The following is a 21,734-nucleotide window of genomic DNA, read 5'->3' as shown; positions in this document are numbered from 1 at the left end:
TCATGCGTCGCGTCGCCGTACTGGGTGCCACGGGTTCGATCGGCACGTCCGCGCTGGACGTGATCGCGCGCCATCCCGATCGTCTGCGCGCGTGCGTGCTTGCTGCCGGCAGCAACGTCGCGGCGCTGCTCGAACTGTGCCGTCGTCATCGTCCGGAACACGCGGTGATCGACGACGCAGCCGGCTTCGCCGCGCTGCGCGACGGCCTGCTCGATGCCGGACTCTCCACGCAGGCGCACTGCGGCGGCGAAGCGCTCGACGCACTGGTCTCGGGCGATGCCTGCGACACCGTGGTCGCCGCGATCGTCGGCGCCGCCGGGCTGTCTTCGACGTTGGCCGCCGCCACGGCGGGCAAGCGCCTGCTGCTGGCCAACAAGGAATCGCTGGTGCTGGCGGGCGAACTGCTGATGCAGGCGGCGCACGCGGGCGGCGCGACCATCGTGCCGATCGACAGCGAACACAACGCGATCTTCCAGTGCCTGCCCGACGCGCACGCACACGCCGGGCTCAAGCGCATCCTGCTGACCGCCTCGGGCGGCCCGTTCCGCGGGCGTCGCCGCGACGACCTCACGCAGGTCACGCCGGAACAGGCGGTTGCGCATCCCAAGTGGTCGATGGGACCGAAGATCTCGGTCGATTCGGCCACGCTGATGAACAAGGGACTGGAGGTCATCGAGGCCCACCACCTGTTCGGCGTCGACGGCGACCGCATCCAGGTGCTGGTGCACCCGCAGAGCCTGGTGCATTCGCTGGTGGAGTTCGTAGACGGCTCGACCCTGGCCCAGCTGGGCCTGCCGGACATGCGCACCGCGCTGGCGGTGGGTTTCGGCTGGCCCGAGCGCATCGCTTCGGGCGTGGCCGGGCTGGACATGCTGGCCCACGGTCGGCTCGACTTCGAACCGCCCGATCTGGACGCCTTCCCCTGCCTGCGACTGGCCTTCGAGGCCCTGTCCGCGGGCGGCACCGCACCGGCCGTCCTGAACGCCGCCAACGAAGTCGCGGTTTCAGCGTTTCTTCAGCGCCGGATCGGTTTCCTAGCGATACCCGCGCTGGTCGAGGACACCCTCGCCGCGCTCCCTTCCACCCCGGCGACGTCGCTGGCGGTCCTGCGCGACGCCGATGCCCAGGCGCGCCGCATCGCCGCGCAGGCCGTCGGGGCATGCGCATGACCTTCGCCGACCAGAGCCAACAACGTCATGAGTGAGTTCATCGGCTCTATCTGGTGGTTGATCGTCGCACTCGGCGTGCTCGTCACGTTCCACGAGTTCGGCCACTACTGGGTCGCGCGCCGCTGCGGGGTCAAGGTGCTGCGCTTCTCGGTCGGCTTCGGCAAGCCGCTGTGGAGCCGTCGCGGCAAGGACGGCACCGAATACGTCATCGCCGCGATTCCGCTCGGCGGCTACGTCAAGATGCTCGACGAGCGCGAAAGCGCGGTCACCGCGAACGAGGTCGACCAGGCCTTCAACCGCAAGTCGGTGTTCAAGCGCATCGCCATCGTCGCCGCCGGTCCGATCGCGAACCTGTTGCTGTGCGTCGCGCTGTTCTGGGCCATGTTCGTGATTGGCCGTCCGGACTACCTGCCTGTCGTCGGCCATGTCGAAGGCATCGCCGCATCGTCGGGCCTGCGTGCGGGCGACACGCTGCTTGCCGTGGGCGAGCGCGACACGCCGACCTGGAGCGAAGCGCAGCTCGCGCTGCTTCCGCTCGCACTGGACCGTACCGACGCGCGCGTGCGCGTGCGTACCGCTGGCGGCGGCGAGTCCACGCGCACGCTGCATCTGTCGCAGCTGCCTGACTCGTTCGACGAACGACGTGCGGTGGACCTGATCGGTATCACCCCTCGTCATCTGCTGGCACCGGCGGTGATCGGTCGCGTGCTGCCCGACTCGCCGGCCTTCGGCCAACTCATCGAAGGCGACCGCGTCACCGCGATCGACGGCGAGCCGGTCCACTCGTGGGACGACATCGCACCGTTGGTGCAGAAGCTCGGCGCGCGCGGCGGCGAGGCGATGATCGAAGTGGAACGGAAGGACGATCCCCGACTCGCGCTGCTGCTTGCGCCTCGCCTCACCAGGAACACGCAGACCGGCCAGGACTACTGGGCCTTGGGCATCGCCTCCGGGCGCACGGCGCCGCCGGCGAAGGACGCGGTGCTGCGCTACGGCCCGATCGACGCCATTCCGGCCTCAGTGCGGGAGGGCGCGCACCAGACCCAAGAATTGTTCGCCATGATCGGCCGTGCTTTCAGCGGTCGCGTGTCGGTGCAGAACACCGTGGCCGGCCCGATAACCATCGCGCGCGCCGTCAATGCCTCGGCCCAGCACGGTGCGGCCTGGTTCCTGCAGATACTGGCGCTGCTCTCGCTCAGCCTGGGCATCCTGAACCTGCTGCCGATCCCGATCTTGGACGGCGGTCACTTGCTGTATTACCTTATCGAGCTGGTCAAAGGCAGCCCGGTCAGCGAACGCGCGATGGCGGCCGGCCAATACGTGGGCCTGGCTCTGATCGCCGGTTTGATGGGGTTGGCGTTCTACAACGACATCATGAACAACCTGGTGCGCTGATGCCGGACCCCTGCCTGCGCAGACCTTCCACCGCCTCGACCCGACGCCCGGCCCCGGGCCTGCACGACCCTCAACCGGACGTAATGATGACGCGAACCCCTAACCGCCGCCTGCTCGCCCTCGCCCTCGTCACGGCGCTGGGCTCGACCGCCCTGCCCGCGCTGGCGCAGTCGGCCGACCCGTTCGCGCTGGCATCGGCGCCCGAGCCGGCAACCGCGGGTTCGTTCACCGTCAGCGACATCCGCATCGACGGCCTGCAGCGCATCGCGACCGGCACGGTGTTCACCTACCTGCCGATCGAACGCGGCGACACCGTCGATTCCTCGCGCATCGGCGAGGCGATCCGCGCGCTCTACAAGACCGGATTCTTCGAGAACGTCGACATCGGCCGCCAGGGCAGCATCCTCGTGGTCACCGTGACCGAGCGTCCGGCGATCAACAAGCTCACCCTGACGGGCAACAAGGACATTAAGTCCGAGGACCTGCTCAAGGGCCTGAAGGAAGCCGGCCTGTCCGAAGGCGACACGTTCGACCGCCTCGCGCTCGACCGCGTCACCCAGGAACTCACGCGCCAGTACAACAACCGCGGCAAGTACAACGTCGAGATCACGCCCACGGTCTCACGCCTGGACCGCAATCGCGTCGACGTCACCATCGCGGTCAAGGAAGGCAAGGCGGCCAAGATCCGCCACGTCAACCTGATCGGCAACGAGAAGTTCCCCGAGGAAGACATCGTCAGCACCTGGGAATCGCGCGAGCACAACTGGCTCAGCTGGTACCGCCGCGACGACCAGTACTCGCGCGAGAAGCTCTCCGGCGACCTGGAAAAGCTCAACTCGTGGTACCTGGACCGCGGCTACGTGGACTTCGCGGTCGATTCGACCCAGGTCTCGATCAGCCCCGATCGCCAGGACATGTTCATCACCGCCGGCGTGACCGAAGGCGAGCAGTACAAGGTGTCCAGCGTGCAGGTCACCGGCGACACGGTGCTGCCGAAGGAACAGATCGAGCGCCTGGTGCTGGTCAAGCCTGACCAGATCTTCTCGCGGCGCCTGCTCGAGTTCAGCTCCGACGCGATCACCGCGACGCTGAGCAACGTCGGCTACGCGTTCGCGCAGGTCAACCCGATCCCGGACGTCAACCGCGAGAACAAGACGGTCGGCATCAACATGCAGGTCGTGCCGGGTCCGCGCGTCAACGTCCGCCGCATCACCTTCAAGGGCAACAGCCGCACCAGCGACGAAGTGATCCGTCGCGAGATGCGCCAGTTCGAAGGTTCGTGGTACTCGCAGGCCGCGGTCGACCGCTCCAAGATCCGCCTGCAGCAGCTGGGTTACTTCGAGTCGGTGGACGTGGAGACCGTGCCGGTCCCGGGCACCAACGATCAGGTCGACGTCGTCTACAACCTCAAGGAAACCACGTCGGGCAGCTTCGTGTTCGGCCTGGGCTTCTCGCAGCTGTCGGGCCTGACCGCGCAGGTGCAGCTGTCGCAGACCAACTTCCTCGGCAGCGGCAACCAGGTGTCGGTGCAGGCGCAGCGCAACGACTACATGCAGCGCTACGACTTCTCGTTCCGCAATCCGTACTTCACGGACAACGGGCTGTCGCTGGGCTACAACCTGTGGTGGCGCGAACTCGATTACTCCGACTTCAACACCGCGCAGTACTCGACCAACAGCGGCGCCGCGCAGGCGGTGTTCGGCCTGCCGATCACCGAGACCGACACGGTCACCGCGATGCTCGGCATCGACACCAACGAGATTCTGGTGTTCCCGGGTTCGACACCGCAGAGCATCGTCGACTACATCCTGGCGCTCGACCGCCAGACCTTCCACGCATGGCGCGCGGAGATCGGCTGGGGCCGCAACTCGCTCGACAGCTTCCTGACCCCGACCCGCGGCATGCAGCAGCGCGTCTGGCTGGAAACGACCCTGCCGGGCTCGACCGTCGAGTACTACAAGCTCAACTACAACATCTCCAAGTTCTGGCCGCTGTCGCGCCACTTCGTGCTCAACACGCGCGCGGAACTGGGCTACGGCGACAGCTACGGCGACGAGACCACGCGCCACATCTGCGCCACGCCGCTCAACTACAGCTGTGTCCCGGGCGGTCCGGACTACGTGCGTACCGTCACCGCCGACGGCCTGCCGTTCTTCGAGAACTTCTACGCCGGTGGCGTGCGCTCGGTGCGCGGTTTCACGGACAACACGCTGGGTCCGCGCGACGTGCCGTTCCCGGGCAGCACGTACTCGCAGCCGATCGGTGGTGCGTTCAAGACCGTGGGCTCGCTGGAAATGTACTTCCCGACCCTGCTCGACACGCCGGCTGCACGCGTCTCCGCGTTCGTCGACGTCGGCAACGTGTACAAGGACTACGACGCGTTCGACGCGGGCGAACTGCGCGCCTCGACCGGTGTCGCGCTGATGTGGCGCTCGCCGATGGGCCCGATCTCCATCAGCTATGCATTCCCGATCAAGAAGTACGACAGGGAATACGCCGCGGACGGCACCCTGCTCCGGGAGGCCGACGAGCTCGAGCGTCTGCAGTTCACCTTCGGCGGTACGTTCTGACGGCGACGACGATGTCGTCCGCCTCATACACCGCCGGCGAACTGGCGCAGCGCTTCGGCCTGCGCCTGCACGGCGAGGCCGCCACGCACGTTGACGGCGTCGGCACGCTGGCCCGTGCGGGCGCATCGCAGCTCGCCTTCCTCGCCAATCCCAAGTACCGCAACCAGCTGGCCGACAGCCATGCCGCGGTGGTGGTGATGCGCGAGGACGACGCGCAGGACTACGCGCGCACGGCGCTGATCGCACGCGATCCCTACGCCACGTTCGCCAAGATCTCGGCGCTGTTCGAACCGCGCCCGGTCCGCGATCCGGGCGTGCATGCCTCCGCCGCGATCGATGCGAATGCCCACGTCGATCCCTCCGCGCACATCGGCGCGTTCGTCAGCATCGGCGCACGCAGCCGCGTCGAAGCCGGCGCGGTGATCGGCCCGGGCTGCGTGATCGGCGAGGACTGCGTGGTCGGCGCCGGCAGCGAACTCATCGCGCGCGTCACCCTGGTCACGCGCGTGCGCCTCGGCCAGCGCGTGGTGATCCATCCCGGCGCGGTGCTCGGCGCGGCCGGTTTCGGCCTCGCGATGGAAGGCGGACGCTGGCTCAACGTGCCGCAGCTCGGTGGCGTGTCGGTCGGCGACGATTGCGAGATCGGCGCCAACACCTGCATCGACCGTGGCGCGATCGAGGACACCGTGCTCGAGGAAGACGTGCGCCTCGACAACCAGATCCAGATCGGCCACAACGTCCACATCGGCGCGCACACGGCGATGGCCGGCTGCTCGGCCGCGGCCGGTAGCGCCCGGATCGGCCGCTACTGCCTGATCGGCGGCGGCGCCGGCGTGCTGGGCCACCTGGAGATCTGCGACAAGGTGGTCGTCACCGCGATGAGCCTGGTCACCAGTTCCATCCGCGAACCGGGCGAGTACTCCTCTGGCACGCCGCTGATGGACAACCGCAGCTGGCGCAAGAACGCCGCCCGCTTCAAGCAGCTCGACGCCCTCGCCCGCCGCGTGTCCGGCCGCAGCGAGTAGCCGTACCCCGCCGTCGGGGGCGTCCGCCGCCCAGTCGCGGTACGATTCGGCCCGGACGCATCACGGGCCGCCACCCGAATCTGAGAGCCCCGCCGGACGCGGGGTCGTCATGCGCGGGACGCGCAAACAGGAATTTCCATGAGCCACAACGTGCAACTGCCCCTCGACGTCACCACGATCCAGACCCTGCTGCCGCATCGCTATCCGTTCCTCCTGGTCGACCGCGTGGTCGAGTTCGAGCCGCACAAGCGCGTGCTCGCCTACAAGAACGTGACCTGCAACGAGCCCTTCTTCCAAGGCCATTTCCCCGGTCATCCGGTGATGCCGGGCGTGCTGGTCGTCGAAGCGCTGGCCCAGGCCGGCGGCATCCTGACCCAGCTGTCGAACGAGAGCACGGCCGACGGCCGCCTGTTCTACCTGGTGAAGATCGACAACGCGAAGTTCTCCAAGATGGTGGTGCCGGGCGACCGCCTCGATCTGGAAGTGCAGCTCAAGCGCGTGATCCGCAACGTCGCCATCTACACCTGCCTCGCCAGTGTCGCCGGCGAACAGGTCGCCTGCGCCGAGGTCGTCTGCGCCGAAGCCAAGAGCTGAGCCATGAGCGAAACCCGCATCCATCCCAGCGCCGTGGTCGAACCGGGCGCACGCCTGGGCGCCGGCGTCCAGGTCGGCGCGTTCTGCTATATCGGCGAGGACGTCGAAGTCGGCGACGGCACCACGTTCGGTCCGCACTGCAGCGTGCACGGCCCGACCCGCATCGGCCGCGAGAACCGTTTCATCGGCCATTGCGCCATCGGTGGCGAACCGCAGGACAAGAAGTACCGCGGTGAACGCGTGGAGCTGGAGATCGGCGACCGCAACCTGTTCCGCGAATTCACCACGATCAACCGCGGCACCGGCACTGGCGGCGGTATCACGCGCATCGGCAACGACAACTGGTTCCTGGCCTACACGCACGTCGCGCACGACTGCATGGTCGGCAACCACTGCGTGTTCTCCAACAACGCCACGCTCGCCGGCCACGTTTCCGTGGGCGACCACGTGATCCTCAGCGGCTTCGCCGGCATCCACCAGTTCTGCCGCATCGGCGCGCACGCGTTCATCGGCATGGGCGCGCTGGTGAACGGCGACGTGCCGCCGTTCGTGATGGTGGCGCAGGACGGCTACGGCCGCCCGCGCGGCATCAACAGCGAAGGTCTCAAGCGTCGCGGCTTCGACGCGGACCGCATCGGCGCGATCAAGCGCGCCTACCGTGCGCTGTACATGTCGGGCGCGTCGATGGAAGACGCACGCGGCAAGCTGGCCGAACTTGCGGCCGGCAGCGAAGACGTGCGCACGGTGTTGGAATTCGTCGACAGCGGCGAACGTCCGCTGGCGCGTTGACGCACGCGCGAGACGCGAGCGCCGCCGCTATGCTTTCCGGATCCAGCTCAACCGAACAACGCCCCCTGCGCGTCGCGCTGTGCGCGGGCGAAGCCTCGGGCGACCTGCTCGGCGCCGGGCTGCTCGCACAGCTGCGACTGCGCTATCCCGATGCACAGTTCGCCGGCATCGGCGGCGATCAGATGCGCGCCGCCGGTCTCGATGCATGGTTCGATGCCTCCGAACTGGCGGTGATGGGGCTGGCCGAGGTGTTACGCCATCTGCCGCGCCTGCTGCGGCTGCGTCGCGCGTTCCGCGAACGACTGCTGGCGTGGCAGCCGGATGTGTTCATCGGCATCGATGCGCCGGACTTCAACCTCGGCATGGAGAAGTGGCTGCGCGAGCGCGGTGTGCGCACCGTGCACTACGTCAGCCCGTCCGTGTGGGCGTGGCGCGAGAAGCGCGCCGAGAAGATCGGCCGCAGCGCCGATCGCGTGCTGTGCCTGTTCCCGATGGAGCCGCCGATCTACGCGCGCCACGGCGTGGACGCGCGTTTCGTCGGCCATCCGCTGGCCGACGAGATGCCGCTGGAACCCGACCGCGACGCCGCACGTCGTCAACTCGGCCTGGACCTGCAGCGGCCACTGCTCGCTTTGCTGCCGGGCTCGCGCGTCGGCGAGATCGAGCGCCTTGGCCACGATTTCCTTTCCGCCGCCGCGCGCCTGTTCAAGGACGATCCCGCGCTGCAGGTGGTCGTGCCGATGGCGAACGAACACGCGCACGCGGCGTTCCAGCGCGTACTGGCCGCACATCCCGACAGCCTCGCGTTGGGCGCACTGCGCGTGATCTCCGGACAGGCGCGCACGCTGATGATCGCCAGCGACGTGATCCTGCTCGCCTCCGGCACCGCCACGCTGGAGGCGATGCTCGCCAAGCGTCCGATGGTGGTGGCGTACAAGGTGGCGCCGATGACCTACGCGCTGGTGAAGGGCCTGGGCATGCTCAAGGTCGATCATTACGCGCTGCCCAACGTGCTCGCCGGCGAACGCGTGGTGCCCGAGTTGATGCAGCACGCCTGCACGCCGGAGAACCTCGCCGCCGAAGTCACGCGCTGGATGCACGACCCGGCCGCCGCCGCGGCGTTGCAGCCGCGTTTCCTCGAACTCCACCGCGAACTGCGCCGCGACGCCTCCGCGCGTGCGGCCGATGCCGTCGCCGAACTGCTGGAGGCGCCCCGTGTCGCTTGACGACGCGCAGATGCCGCTGGACCTGAGCGCGCGTCGCGACGGTGCGCCGCTGCGCGTGGCCGGCGTGGACGAAGCCGGACGCGGCCCGCTCGCCGGGCCGGTGGTGGTGGCTGCCGTGGTGTTCGCACCGGGGCGCACACCGGTGAACGGTCTGGACGATTCCAAGCAGCTCACCGCCGAACGCCGCGAGGCGCTGTACGAACGCATCGTCGAGCGCGCCGTCGCGTGGCACATCGAATTCGTCGATGTCGAGGAAATCGACCGCCTCAACATCTACCACGCGACCATGACCGGCATGAGCCGCGCGCTCTTCTGCCTGGGCCATTCGGTCGACGTCGCGCGCATCGATGGCAATGCGCTGCCGCGCAGCCTGCCGTGCATGGCCGAAGCGTGGATCGGCGGCGACGCGCGCGATCGCTCGATCATGGCCGCGTCGATCCTCGCCAAGGTCGCGCGCGATCGTTACATGAAGACGCTGCACGAGCAGTGGCCGATGTACCGCTTCGACCAGCACAAGGGCTATTCCACGCCCGTGCACCTGGCCGCACTGGCGCAACACGGTCCGTGCCCGCAGCATCGCCGCAGCTTCGCACCCGTGCGCGCCGCGATGCAGGGCCTTCCACTCGGCGACATGGCGACGACGCTGGTCGTCGAAGACTGATCACTGGCGTCGGATGATGATGGCGGGATCGCCGCCTTCGCCGTCCATCACGATGCTGTAGCCGTAGTTTCCGTCACGACGTCGCGCGCGCATGCGGACCACGTGCTTGCCGTTGCGCGGACGCGAGCGCCGCTCGCGCTGGGGATCGTCCTCGTCAGGTGAGTCGTCGTGGAACTGCACCACGAACGGGCGCGCGGACTCGAGCCGGAATTTCCTGCGCATCGGCACCACGAACGGATCGGGATTCGCGGTCGGCGGAGAGCCGGGTGTAAGGGTGACGATGTCTTCGTCGTCCGGGGGACACATGGGCATACCTCGCGGGATGTGCGGCTGCGCGGCGGATCGACGCGCGTGTCGATCGCGCCACGCAGGCCGATGGTGACGTCAACGGATGATGATCGCGGGATCGACTGTCTTGCCGTTGGCCTGGAGTCCGTACTTGTACGAACCGGCGCTGCCGTAGGTGGTGATCGTCACCTTGTAACGACCGGCCGCGGACATTGCGCTGAGGCGCGCCGCGCCTTCGGCCGTCGGCGGCGCACTGGAGAAGATCACGTTGAAAGCAGTCGTCTTGTCGGGCGGATCGCGCCAGGTGATTTTTGTTCCCGCATCGACGTAGCACTGGTCGGGACTCGCGGACGGTGTGCCATCCAGCGCGTAGGCGATGTTGATATACACCGCGACCGCCTTCGGACCCTTGGCGTTGTCGGGGCAGAGGATTCCGTCCGGGTCGGGCGCGAGGCCCGGTGCCTCGGCCGACGATGCTGTCTTGTCGGTGCCGCCGCAACCGGCCGCGGACATCACGACGGCGACGGCGACGAGCGCCATCACGAGCGACCTGCTTTTCATTCTTCTTCTCCTCGGTGGTGCCGGCGGGGGGACGGGCCGGACGTCAAACTGGAGCTCAGCGACCCTTCGCGGGCGCGGACGATGTCGTCGGCGCGAGCTTCTGCTTCAGCACGGGCAAGGCATCGATGCGCTGGTCGGGAATGCCCTCGCTGCGCGCAATCGCGATCTGCCGGCGTGCGCCATCCAGATCGCCGAGCATCGCCAGCGTCTGCGCGCCCCACAGCGCGACTTCGCCGCGCTCGATGGCGAGCGATTCGGCCTTCGCCAGCAGCGAACGCGCCTGTGCGTGTTCGTTGAGGTTGGCGCGGTACCACGCCAGTTCGGCCAGGCCCTGCGCATCGTCGGGCTTGATGCGCAGGTAGGGTTCTGCGAGGTCGGCGGCGCGCTGGTAGTACTCGCGCGCCTGCGATGCCGTGGCGGGATCGGCCGACAGCGCATCGCCGACGTTGCCGAGCAGGCGGAAATCGCTGCGGTCGAGTTCGTAGGCGTGGCGGTACAGGTCCGCGGCTTCGGCGTAGTCGCCGGCGTTGAACTTGATCGTGCCCAGATTGCTCAGCGCCGGGTAGTTCGGCTTGATCTTCAGCGAACGCTCGAACGCGGCCATCGCCTGCGCGATGTCGCCGTTGGCCTGGTACAGTCCGCCGAGCGAACTCCACGAACGGAAGTCGTCCGGCCGCAGCGTCACCGTGGTGCGCAGCGATGCGATCGCGGCCGGCAGGTCGCCATTGGCGTAATAGTGGAAGCCACGCTCGCGGAACAGGCGCGGATCGCTTGGCGCGAGCTTGCGCGCGCGTTCGAAGTAATCGAGCGCGACATCGCTGCGTCCCTGCACACTCGCCACCTTCGCCAAGCCGATGTACGCATCCGGACGCAACGCGGGATCCTCCAGCGCGCGCGTGTAGTGTTCGAACGCTTTGTCGGCATCGCTGCGTGTGCGGTAGAGATCGCCGAGCGCAAGGCTCACCTCGCGCACCGACGGGTCCATCTTCGCGGCGCGGTCGCATGCAGCCTGTGCGCGATCGAACGCAGGCGTATCGCGTGCGTCCTCGAAACGTGCGATCTCCGCGCGGCAGATGCCGGCCTGCGCGCGCGCGAAGCGCGGATCGATGGCGAGCGCGCCGCGGAAGAAGTTGATCGCGCTGTCCGCGGCGGCGCGATCGCCCGCGCGGATCTGCTGCTGTCCCTTGAGGTAGGCGTCGTACGCGCCGATGTCGCGGGTCGGCGTCAAACGCCGTGCCATCGCCTCGCGCGCGCCCGCCAGGCCGGTGCCGGGAAGCACGCCAACCAGCGATTGCACCACTTCGTTGGCGATGTCGCTCTGCAGGGCGAACACGTCGCTGCTCTCGCGATCGTAACTATGAGCCCACAACGTGAAACCCGTACGGGTATCGGACAGGCGCGCGCTGACCCGCACCCGCGTGCCCTCGCGGCGCACGCTGGCGTCCAGCAGCGCGGCCACGCCCAGCTGCGCGCCGAGCGCCTTCACGTCCACCTGGCCACCGCGTGCGGCCGTCACCACCTTCAGGCCCGGCACGCCGGCAAGGGCGTCGTGCATCTCCACGCCGAGGCCTTCGGCGAAGTAGCCGTCGCCACGATCCGCACTCAGGCTGGTGAAGGGCAGCACCGCGATGGACGCATCCGCCAGCGGCGGCGCCGAGCGGCTGCGCTGGCCGAACCAGTAGCCGCCCGCGGCGATCGCCAGCAGCAGGGCCATCGCGCTCAGCCACATCTGCCGCCGTCGTGGTGAGGCGTGCGGCGCCGGCCGCGCGGTCTCGACGGGTGCTACCGCCAGGACCACCGGTTCGGGCTCATTGGCGGCCACGGTGAACGCCGGCGGGACCGACTGGCGCACCGCCGCCACGCCCTCGGGGATCTCCGTCGCGTGTTCCTCGGCGACGGGCTCGGGTTCATGGACTGCTTCCGGTTCGGGCTCGACCTCGGCCGGCCGCATCTGCGCGATGAAGCGGTAGCCCAGCGCGTGCTGGGTCTGGATGAAGCGCGGCCGCTGGGAGTCGTCGCCCAGGGCGCTGCGCAGCTGCGCGATGACCCGGGTCAGCACCCCGGGAGTGACATGGCGATGGCCCCAGACCTGATCGAGCAGCTCCTCCCGGCCGACCAGTTCACCCGCCCGCCGCAACAGGATCAGCAATACGGCGAAGGCCTTGGGCTCGACCGTCTGCTCCTGTCCCGCCCGCGACAGGGTGTGCGCGACCGCGTCGACGACGATGTCGTCGAATCGATAGCTTTCACCGGTCAGCCCGCCCTGGCCTGCCATCCCGTCCGGATTCATCGGCAAAACCTCATGGCGACCTCATCATCGGAGCGGACGATGAGGAAAGGCACGCACGGCCATCATGACTCATGCGGGACGGGGGTGGAACCTGATCCGGCGCCGCAAGAACGGTGCCACACCTTCCCCCGGAGACCGCCATGAACGTCCTTTTCTCCACCGCGAACCCGCTGCCGACGATCCTGCAGGCGCCCTTTGACGGACCGACTCGTCGCCAGTGCATCAACGGCTTCCAGCTGAGCAGCCCGGAGGTCGACCGCTTCAACCGCCTGCTGGCCAGGATCGGCCGGCACCAGGGTCTGGAAACGGACCAGCTCGCCTCGGCCGGCCGCGAACTGTGCCGCCCCGGCAACCAGACCTCCGCGCCGCCGTGCATCCGCCAGCGCCTGCGCTGGATCGCCGCGGTCGAACAGCTCCTGGGCGACCGTCGCTGGGAGCCGGCCAACGAGGCCACCGACACCGCCGCCGCCATCGTCGAATACGCCCGCAGCCGCGACGACCTCATCCCCGACTGGCTGCCCAAGGTCGGGCGCCTGGACGATGCGATCGTGGTCGAGGCCGCCTGGCCGCAGCTGTCGGCCGAAGTCGACGACTACATGGAGTACAGCCGCGTCCGCAGTCAGCTGGCGCACCAGCGCGGCCTGACCGCGTCCGCGTTCGAGTTCACCCGCGCCGACTTCGAGGAGTTCCGCTACGAAGCCGCGGTGTTCGCCGAACACGAGCGCCGGATCCGCGAGAGCAGCTACCTGCCGGCATCGGCGCCGATGTTCCGCGTCCACTGAGACCGCGATGTTGCGAGGTTCCACGGGAGGCCGCCGCAAGGCGGCCTTCCCGCGTCCGCGTCCTTCACGGTCGTGAACGCGCAGCGCGCTTTCACCTTCAGTCGCCACGCGAGCGCGCATGATCGATCCGCATTCCCCACACGGAATCGCATCGGCTCGCGCGATGTCGCCGGCCACGGCACGGGCCCGACCACCGGCCGGAAGCGAGGTGTGCCATGCGCATGTTCCATCCGACACCCACGGCGCAACCGCTCCCCTTCGACCACCTGTACAGCGGCATGCAGGCGCGCGAGAGCGCGGACGAAATCCCGCTGTCGCGCGTGGCCGTCGTGCAGTTCGACCAGCTCCTCCACGAGATCCACGCCGATGCGCCCCGCGTCGACATCGATCGCCTGCAGCAGCTGTGCTCGTGGCTGCTCACGCTGCCCACGCAGGACGCGCACGACGTCATCGACTCGCGGCTGGCCCGCGTGCAGGAAGTGCGCACGATGCTGGCCGACCCCGACTGGGACATCGACGAGGCGGTGCGCGCGCGCATCGCCAAGCTGCTGGCCTACATCGACCGCGAGGACGACGTCATCGCCGATCGCACGCCGCTGCTGGGCCAGCTCGACGATGTGTTGCTGATCGAACTGGCTTGGCCGGCATTCGCCGACGAGGCCGAGGACTACCGCGACTACTGCGCCTATCGCCAGCTCGAGCACCCGGACGGCACGCCGCCGGAGCGACGCGCGGCGTGGATCCGCGACCGCCTCGACGAACTCGCCTTGTGGCAGCACATGCTGTGGGTGCGCGCTCAGCATTACGCGCCCTGGAACCTGCCGACGACGCTGTTCCGGGTGAGCTGACATCGCGCTGCGGAAGCGACCGACCGCGCGTGGCGGTGACCGGCCGTGCGCGGACGCAGGACGGCGCCCTGTCAAGCTTGGTCGACCCCGGCCGGACTGATAGGCTGGCCGGTGCCGCGCTCGTCGGGTTTCCCTCGACCGAGCCCCGCGTCAGGACAGCATGACTCCATCCCGTTTCGTTCATCTCCACCTGCACAGCGAGTACTCGCTCGCCGACTCGACGATCCGCATCGGCGAGATGGTCAAGCGCTGCGTGAAGCTCGGCCAGCCGGCCGTCGCGCTGACCGACCTGGACAACCTGTTCGCGGCGGTGAAGTTCTACAAGGCGGCCGAAGGCGCCGGCCTGAAGCCGATCATCGGCGCCGACATCGGCCTGGCCGACGGCAACGAAGCCGCGTCGCACATGACCCTGCTCTGCCGCGACCGCACCGGCTACCTCACCCTGTCGCGCCTGCTCTCGCGCGCGTGGATGGAAGGCCATCGCGTCGACGGCGTCGCGCTGCGCCCGGAGTGGCTGCGCGAGGACAACGAGGGCCTGTTCGCGCTGGCCGGCCGGCACAGCCTGGCCGGCCGCCTCGCCACCAGCAATCGCCACGAACTCGCCGAAGCCTGGCTGATGGACTGGCGCGGTGTGTTCGGCGAACGCCTGCACCTGGAACTCACCCGCACGGGCCGTGAGGGCGAGGACGCGTTCAACGCGTTCGCGATGCACGCCTCGGCCGCGCGTTCGCTGCCGCTGATCGCCAGCAACGACGTGCGCTTCCTCGATGCCGAAGGTTTCGACGCGCACGAGGCGCGCGTGTGCATCGCCTCGGGCCGCGTGCTCGACGATCCCAAGCGGCCGAAGGACTACAGCGCCGAGCAGTACCTGAAGTCGTCGCAGGAGATGCACGCGCTCTTCGCCGACGTGCCCGACGCGCTCGACAACGCGTTCTCGCTGGCGATGCGTTGCAACGTCGAGATGAAGCTCGGCGAGTACGCGCTGCCCGCGTTCCCGGTGCCGAGCGAGCACACCATCGAGAGCTGGCTACGCGGCACCGCGCGCGATGGCCTGGAAAAGCGACTGGAAAGGAACCCGCTCGCGTCCGGCAAGTCGCGCGAGGACTACGACGCGCGCCTGGAGATCGAGCTCGACGTCATCATCAAGATGGGGTTCCCCGGCTACTTCCTGATCGTGGCCGACTTCATCAACTGGGCGAAGGACCACGACATTCCGGTCGGTCCGGGCCGCGGTTCGGGCGCCGGCTCGCTGGTCGCGTGGGCGCTGGGCATCACCGACCTGGACCCGCTGCCGTACGACCTGCTGTTCGAGCGCTTCCTCAACCCGGAACGCGTGTCGATGCCCGACTTCGACATCGACTTCTGCATGGACCGCCGCGACGAGGTGATCGACTACGTCGCCCGCAAGTACGGTCGCGACCGCGTTTCGCAGATCATCACCTACGGCACGATGGCCGCGAAGGCCGTGGTGCGCGACTCCGGCCGCGTGCTCGGCCATCCGTACGGCTTCGTCGACGGCATCGCCAAACTCATCCCGAACACGCTGGGCATTTCGCTCGACGACGCGATGGGCGAGTCGGACGCCGCGAAGCAGGACAACACCCTCGCCTCGCCCGAACTGATCCAGCGCTACCACGCCGAAGAAGACGTGCGCGACCTGATGGACCTCGCGCGCAGCCTCGAGGACCTGACCCGCAACGCCGGCAAGCACGCCGGCGGCGTGGTGATCGCACCGAGCCCGCTCAGCGATTTCTGCCCGCTGTTCGCCGAACACGACGGCGAAGGCCGTGGCAAGAACCCGGTCACGCAGTTCGACAAGGACGACGTCGAAGCGGTCGGCCTGGTGAAGTTCGACTTCCTCGGCCTGCGCACGCTGACGATCATCGACTGGGCGGTGAAGGCGATCAACAAGCGCCGCGCGGCCGAAGGCCAGGCGCCGCTCGACATCGCCACGCTGGAGCTGGACGACCAGGCCAGCTACGAGCTGTTCGCGCGCGGCGATACGGTCGCGGTGTTCCAGTTCGAATCGCGCGGCATGCGCGAACTGCTCAAGCGCGCACGCCCCGACACCTTCGAGGACATCATCGCGCTCGCCGCGCTATTCCGTCCCGGCCCGCTGGGTTCGGGAATGGATCGCGAATGGGTCGATCGCAAGCACGGCAACACCGAAGTCTCGTACCCGCATCCGTCGCTGGAACCGGTGCTGTCGCCGACCTACGGCGTCATCGTGTACCAGGAACAGGTGATGCAGATCGCGCAGGTGCTGGCGGGCTACACGCTCGGCGGCGCCGACATGCTGCGCCGCGCGATGGGCAAGAAGAAGCCAGAGGAGATGGCGAAGGAGCGCGCCAAGTTCGAGGCTGGCTGCTCCGAGCGCGGGATCGAGCCGAAGGTGTCCTCGCCGATCTTCGACCTGATGGAGAAGTTCGCCGAGTACGGCTTCAACAAGTCGCACTCGGCCGCGTATGCGCTGGTCGCGTACCAGACCGCGTGGCTGAAGGTGCACTACCCGGCCGAGTTCATGGCCGCAGTGCTGTCGTCGGACATGGACAACACCGACAAGGTCACCAGCTTCCTCGACGAATGCCGCGTGATGGGTCTGAACGTGCTGCGCCCGGACGTGGACGAGTCGGCGTACATGTTCGAGGCCAAGGACGCCAACACGATCCGCTACGGCATCGGTGCGGTGAAGGGCGTGGGGCGTGGCGCGTGCGAGGCGATCGTCGAGGCGCGACGCGCGGGACCGTTCGAGGACCTGCTCGATTTCTGCAAGCGCGTGGACAGCGGCAAACTCAACCGCCGCGCGCTGGAAGCGCTCACGCAGGCCGGCGCGCTCGACAAGCTCGGCAAGAACCGCGCGAGCCTGATGCTGCAGCTGCCGGAAGTGCTCAAGGCCACCGACCAGCTGGCGAAGGAACGCGAAGCCGGACAGGTGTCGCTGTTCGGCGGCTTCGAGGCCGCCGCGCCGGCGCTGCACCTGGATTTGCCGGAAACCGATGAGTGGCCGCTCACGCAGATCCTCAACGGCGAACGCGAGACGCTCGGCCATTACCTCAGCGGCCATCCGTTCGATCCGTATCGCGAGGAAGTGCGCGGCCTGATCGGCAACGACCTCGGTGCGCTGGAGAAGATCTGGGAGAACCGCCCGGAACCCGCGCGCGGCACGTGGCGCCAGGAAGTGGACACCGTCGTCGCGGGTCTCGTCGTCGGCCTGCGCAAGAAGGGCGACAGCCAGATGTTCGTGCAGATCGAGGACGGTCGCGGCCGCATCGAATGCGCGTTCTTCGCCGAAACCTACGCCGACTTCGCGCCGCTACTGGTGCGCGACCGCCTGCTGGTGATCCAGGGCGGCCTGCGCGAGGACAGCTTCAGCGGCGGCTTCGCGCTGCGCGCGTCGAAGTGCTGGAGCTTCGAGCAGATCTGCGAGAAGCATGCGCAGCGGTTGTCGCTGCGCCTGGACCTGCGCGAGCCGGGCACGCTGCAGCGCGTGGACGCACTGCTCGCCACGCATCGTCCGGGCGGCACGCCGATCCGCATGGACCTGCTGGTCAAGCATGGCGCGGCGGGTTCGCTCGATCTCAACGGCACGTTGTCGATCCGTGCCGACGCCGAATTGCCATCACGCCTGCGCGCGTTGCCGGGCGTGCGCGCGGTGCGGCTGTCGCTGGGGAAGCCCTGGGCGCATTGAGGCAGGGTAGGTATCGCTCACGCCAACGCGCTGCTCTTACTCCCTTGCAGTCGCTCGCGCTCCGCTCCTGCCCTTCCTTCTCCCCTTGCGGCGACCGAAGGGAGTGCAGAGCTGAGAAGGTGCCCGAAGGGCGGAAGAGGGGTTAACGCGCAGCCACCCTACTCGCGCAACTCCACTCGCCAGTTCCTGCGCGCCTGCGGCACGGTCAGCACCACCGTTCCCGCCTTCCCATCGAACCGCCAACCCTCCACCGCGATGCCATCGAGCGTCACCGACGCGGGCTTGCGTTCCACGCCGAACACCGTGACCTCCGCATCTCGCCACCAGGGCGTGAAGCCATCGTGCTCGATGCGCGATTCGATCGCGGCCGATGCCTGCGTCGCCTCGCACGCGTACGCGATGCGCAAGAACGCACCGTCGCGATAGTCGAAACTCTCGCCATCGTCCTGGTACAGCGCGCCGGCGCACGGCGCATTCGCCTGCGCGGACGGCAGGTAGACGTGCAGTTGCAGCGGGCCATCGGGCGTCTGCCCGGTGTGCTGCACCAGCGGCTGCATCGGCACGATCGCCCCCGCGCGTGCGTACACGGGCACGGCCTGCGGGCGTGGATCGAAACGGATCGGTTCCTTCGCCGCGACCTGTCGCGTCGAGGTGCCGAACGCGTACCACTCGCCGGGCGGCAGCGTCACCGTGTGTGCATCGAGGCGTTCGTCCGCGACGGGCGCAATGAACAGGTCCGCGCCGAACAGGAAATCGCGATCGTTGCCGTAGAACGTCTCGGCCTGCGGAAACTGCAGGAACACCGGACGCATGATCGGCATGCCCGTGCGCGCATTCTCTTCGGCGGCGGTGTAGAGATACGGCAACAGACGGTAACGCTGCTCGATCGCCGCGCGCCGCAGCGCTTCCTGCTTCGCGCCATCGACCCACGCTTCGTGCGGCCGCGTGTCGGTCGCGGCGTGGTTGCGGAATACCGGATTGAACGCGCCGAGCTGGAACCAGCGCGTCAGCAGGTCCGGCGGCGGCGAGCCGATGAAACCGCCGACGTCGTCGCCGGCCAGCGCCATGCCGGACAGCCCGAGGCTCAGCAGGTTCGACGTGCTCTGTGCAAGGTGGTGCCAGCTGGCGGTGTTGTCGCCCGTCCACGTCGCCGCATAGCGCTGCGCGCCCGCGTAGGCCGCGCGCGTGAGCACGAACGGGCGCTGCTTCGGCTGCAGTTCCAGCAAGCCTTCGTAGGTCGCACGCGCGTTGAGCATGCCGTAGGCGTTGTGGATCGCGCGGTGGTCGCGCGCCGTGCCGTCTTCCATGCGGTGCACGGCATCGAGCGACATCGTGTTGCCGGGCACGCGGAACACCGACGGCTCGTTCATGTCGTTCCAGTAGCCGGCTGCGCCCATCGCCGCGAAATCGCGGTACAGCCCGCCCCACCACTCGCGCACGCGATTCAAGGTGAAATCGGGGAACACGGCATAGCCCGGCCATACCGGACCGACATAGAGCGATCCGTCGGGATTGCGGATGAACGCGTCCGCCGCCAGTCCCGAATCGAACGGCGCATACCCTTTGCCCGGATCGTGCTTGATGTGCAGGTCGGTGATCAGCACGGTGCGCAGTCCCTGCGTGCGCAGATCGGCGATCATGTCCTCGAAATGTGGGAACTGCGCGCGATCCACGGTGAACGGCGCATAGCCCTGCTGGTAATCGATGTCGAGGTAGATGGCGTCGCTGGGAATGCGCTGCGTGCGCAGCTTCGCCGCGATTTCGCGCACCTTCGCTTCCGGGTTGTAGCTGTAGCGCGACTGCTGGAAACCCAGCGTCCACAGCGGAGGCAGCGGCGTGCGACCGGTCAGCGCGGTGTAGCGTTCGATCACCTTCGCCGGCTGCGGTCCGGCGATGACGTAGTAGTCGAGCGCACCGCCTTCGGCACCGAAGGAGAAGTACTCCTCCGATTCCTTGCCGAGGTCGAAACTGCTGCGGTGCGTGTTGTCGAAGAACACGCCGTACGCATTGCCGGCGCGCAGGCCGATGAAGAACGGGATCGACTTGTACAGTGGATCGCTGTGGCCCTGCCACGAGTACGCATCGGTGTTCCACATGGTGAAGGCGCGGCCGCGACGGTCGAGCGGACCGGCCTTGTCGCCGAGGCCGTAGTAGTGCTCGTCGGCCGGCATCGTCTTCCACGCGCGCACGCGCGGGCCGTGCGCGCTGTCGGCCCAGGCCATCGGCATGTCGGGTGCGTCGGCAAGCAGCGTGCGGCCTTCTCGGTCGGTGAACGTCACCCGCAGCGGCGAGCGGTGGACGACCGCCACGATCTCGCCCGCATCGATACGCACGGCCTCGCGCGTTTCGCCCACGGATACGGTCGGCGGTGCGGCGTCCTGCACCACGGCCCACGACGCATCCACGTCGAAGCGCCCGTCCGGGGCCAGACGCACGCGGAACACGCCGGGTGCGTAGGCGCTCACCTGCAACCGTGCCGGCCCGCTGTGGACGATCGCTCCGTCGGCCCGGCGCTCGACCTTCCCCGCCTCGCCCAGATGACGCCAGCCAGCCGCTTCGAGCGGCCCGGCCAGCCCCCACGCCAGCAGCGTGCAGGCTGCCCATCCCCATGCCTTCATCCGACCATCCCCGTCCAAGTCATTGACCGGATTCAAGCACGGGCCCGGGGGCGCGCGGCCCGCGAGTGCCATGAAGTCGTTTTCAATGCGCGTTCCGTACTCAGAACACACCTCTCGGTACGGTCACCCCGGCTCGGCTAGACTGTCGCCCTTTCCGGCCATTGGCCCACGCATGAACCCGAATTACCTCGACTTCGAGCAGCCCATCGCCGACCTGGAAGCCAAGATCCAGGAGCTGCGCCACGCCAGCAATGGCCCGGCCGTGGACGTGGACGCCGAAGTGCATGCGCTGCAGGACAAGCTGCGCATCCGTACCGCGCAGATCTTCCGCGACCTGAGCCCGTGGCAGGTCTCGCAGCTGGCCCGCCATCCGGCGCGCCCGTACACCAACGACTACATCCGCGTGATGTGCGACGAGTTCCAGGAACTCGCCGGCGACCGCGCGTTCGCCGACGACGCCGCCATCGTCGGTGGCCTAGGCCGGATCAACGGTCGCAGCGTGGTCATCATCGGCCACCAGAAGGGCCGCGACACCAAGAGCAAGATCAAGCGCAACTTCGGCATGCCGCGTCCGGAGGGCTATCGCAAGGCGCTGCGCCTGATGAAGCTGGCCGAGCGCTTCAAGCTGCCGCTGCTGACCTTCATCGACACCCCCGGCGCGTATCCGGGCGTGGGCGCGGAAGAGCGCGGCCAGTCCGAGGCCATCGCCCGCAACCTGCTGGAGATGAGCGAGCTGAAGGTCCCGGTGATCTGCACCGTCATCGGCGAAGGCGGTTCCGGCGGCGCGCTCGCCATCGGCGTAGGCGATCGCACACTGATGCTGGAATACAGCACGTACTCGGTGATCTCGCCGGAAGGCTGCGCCTCGATCCTGTGGAAGGACGCGGGCAAGGCCAAGGACGCGGCCGAGCAGCTCGGCCTCACCGCCAAGCGCCTGCTCGGCCTGGGTCTGGTCGACAAGATCGTGCGCGAGCCGATCGGCGGCGCGCACCGCAATCCGAAGCAGATGGGCACGCGCCTAAAGGCGGTGCTGCTCAATGAACTCGACACGCTGGAACAGCTGCCCGTCGAGGAACTGCTGGAACGCCGCTACCAGCGCCTGCGCAGCTACGGCGCGTACGAGGCGGCGTAAGTTCGGATGGCTATCCCCGCGAAAGCGGGGTTGCGGGCGTGGTTGAACTGCGAAAGCAACCGCTTTCGAGCAACAGCGTTGCAGCAACGGCAACAGCT

16 protein-coding genes are annotated in these 21,734 nt (G+C 68.2%); 12 read left to right on the top strand and 4 right to left on the bottom strand.

Annotation, left to right across the window (positions count from 1 at the left end):
- The first annotated feature begins 2 nt into the window (after nucleotides 1–2).
- From FOF45_RS12440 to FOF45_RS12405, 8 genes are all read left to right on the top strand, one after another.
- Nucleotides 3–1,169: a 1-deoxy-D-xylulose-5-phosphate reductoisomerase gene (locus tag FOF45_RS12440; protein WP_158985328.1), complete on the top strand. Its 1,167-nt coding sequence runs from the start codon at nucleotides 3–5 to the stop codon at nucleotides 1,167–1,169.
- Nucleotides 1,170–1,196: 27 nt separating this feature from the next.
- Nucleotides 1,197–2,564, top strand: a complete 1,368-nt coding sequence (rseP, locus tag FOF45_RS12435) for an RIP metalloprotease RseP (RefSeq protein WP_158985326.1) — start codon at nucleotides 1,197–1,199, stop codon at nucleotides 2,562–2,564.
- A gap of 86 nt (nucleotides 2,565–2,650) precedes the next feature.
- Nucleotides 2,651–5,134 carry an outer membrane protein assembly factor BamA gene (gene bamA / locus FOF45_RS12430; RefSeq protein WP_158985324.1) on the top strand — a complete coding sequence of 828 codons (2,484 nt, stop codon included), beginning with the start codon at nucleotides 2,651–2,653 and terminating at the stop codon, nucleotides 5,132–5,134.
- Nucleotides 5,135–5,145: 11 nt separating this feature from the next.
- Nucleotides 5,146–6,159: a UDP-3-O-(3-hydroxymyristoyl)glucosamine N-acyltransferase gene (gene lpxD, locus FOF45_RS12425; protein WP_158985322.1), complete on the top strand. Its 1,014-nt coding sequence runs from the start codon at nucleotides 5,146–5,148 to the stop codon at nucleotides 6,157–6,159.
- Between the two features lie 138 nt (nucleotides 6,160–6,297).
- A complete protein-coding gene (fabZ, locus tag FOF45_RS12420; RefSeq protein ID WP_158985320.1) occupies nucleotides 6,298–6,753 on the top strand; it encodes a 3-hydroxyacyl-ACP dehydratase FabZ in 456 nt (151 codons plus the stop codon).
- Between the two features lie 3 nt (nucleotides 6,754–6,756).
- Complete coding sequence (gene lpxA, locus FOF45_RS12415) at nucleotides 6,757–7,542, top strand: acyl-ACP--UDP-N-acetylglucosamine O-acyltransferase (RefSeq protein ID WP_158985318.1); 786 nt, start codon at nucleotides 6,757–6,759, stop codon at nucleotides 7,540–7,542.
- Nucleotides 7,543–7,571: 29 nt separating this feature from the next.
- Nucleotides 7,572–8,768, top strand: a complete 1,197-nt coding sequence (lpxB, locus tag FOF45_RS12410; protein ID WP_158985316.1) for a lipid-A-disaccharide synthase — start codon at nucleotides 7,572–7,574, stop codon at nucleotides 8,766–8,768.
- Nucleotides 8,769–8,778: 10 nt separating this feature from the next.
- Nucleotides 8,779–9,429 carry a ribonuclease HII gene (locus tag FOF45_RS12405; RefSeq protein WP_158987485.1) on the top strand — a complete coding sequence of 217 codons (651 nt, stop codon included), beginning with the start codon at nucleotides 8,779–8,781 and terminating at the stop codon, nucleotides 9,427–9,429.
- Here FOF45_RS12405 and FOF45_RS12400 read toward each other — a convergent pair whose 3' ends face one another.
- The 3 genes from FOF45_RS12400 to FOF45_RS12390 all read right to left on the bottom strand — a co-directional run bounded on the left by FOF45_RS12400 (nucleotide 9,430) and on the right by FOF45_RS12390 (nucleotide 12,568).
- Nucleotides 9,430–9,735, bottom strand: a complete 306-nt coding sequence (locus tag FOF45_RS12400; protein ID WP_158985314.1) for a hypothetical protein — start codon at nucleotides 9,733–9,735, stop codon at nucleotides 9,430–9,432.
- A 78-nt stretch (nucleotides 9,736–9,813) separates the two neighbouring features.
- Nucleotides 9,814–10,278 (bottom strand): hypothetical protein, encoded by a 465-nt coding sequence (locus tag FOF45_RS12395; RefSeq protein WP_158985312.1) that lies wholly within the window; start codon nucleotides 10,276–10,278, stop codon nucleotides 9,814–9,816.
- A gap of 55 nt (nucleotides 10,279–10,333) precedes the next feature.
- Nucleotides 10,334–12,568 carry a tetratricopeptide repeat protein gene (locus FOF45_RS12390; protein WP_158985310.1) on the bottom strand — a complete coding sequence of 745 codons (2,235 nt, stop codon included), beginning with the start codon at nucleotides 12,566–12,568 and terminating at the stop codon, nucleotides 10,334–10,336.
- A gap of 140 nt (nucleotides 12,569–12,708) precedes the next feature.
- On the opposite strand from FOF45_RS12390, the gene FOF45_RS12385 reads away from it, so the two are divergent.
- The 3 genes from FOF45_RS12385 to dnaE all read left to right on the top strand — a co-directional run bounded on the left by FOF45_RS12385 (nucleotide 12,709) and on the right by dnaE (nucleotide 17,886).
- On the top strand, nucleotides 12,709–13,350 hold the full coding sequence (locus FOF45_RS12385) for a DUF1232 domain-containing protein (protein ID WP_158985308.1): 642 nt from the start codon (nucleotides 12,709–12,711) through the stop codon (nucleotides 13,348–13,350).
- A gap of 215 nt (nucleotides 13,351–13,565) precedes the next feature.
- The gene (locus FOF45_RS12380; RefSeq protein ID WP_158985306.1) at nucleotides 13,566–14,198 is read left to right on the top strand and encodes a YbdD/YjiX family protein; all 633 of its coding nucleotides are present in this window, start codon (nucleotides 13,566–13,568) and stop codon (nucleotides 14,196–14,198) included.
- Between the two features lie 160 nt (nucleotides 14,199–14,358).
- Entirely contained in the window at nucleotides 14,359–17,886 is a 3,528-nt protein-coding gene (gene dnaE, locus FOF45_RS12375) for a DNA polymerase III subunit alpha (RefSeq protein WP_158985304.1), read from the top strand.
- 158 nt (nucleotides 17,887–18,044) lie between these two features.
- On the opposite strand, the gene FOF45_RS12370 is transcribed toward dnaE, so the two are convergent.
- Nucleotides 18,045–20,504 (bottom strand): glycoside hydrolase family 31 protein, encoded by a 2,460-nt coding sequence (locus FOF45_RS12370; protein WP_158985302.1) that lies wholly within the window; start codon nucleotides 20,502–20,504, stop codon nucleotides 18,045–18,047.
- 172 nt (nucleotides 20,505–20,676) lie between these two features.
- Here FOF45_RS12370 and FOF45_RS12365 point away from each other — a divergent pair, with 172 nt between their 5' ends.
- Entirely contained in the window at nucleotides 20,677–21,636 is a 960-nt protein-coding gene (locus FOF45_RS12365; RefSeq protein WP_158985300.1) for an acetyl-CoA carboxylase carboxyltransferase subunit alpha, read from the top strand.
- Nucleotides 21,637–21,734 lie beyond the last annotated feature (98 nt).

This window comes from Lysobacter panacisoli (genome assembly GCF_009765165.1).
In the GTDB taxonomy this organism is placed as follows: domain Bacteria; phylum Pseudomonadota; class Gammaproteobacteria; order Xanthomonadales; family Xanthomonadaceae; genus Lysobacter_J; species Lysobacter_J panacisoli.
Note: the sequence above shows the minus strand (reverse complement) of the source record. Positions and strands in the feature narration are given on the sequence as shown.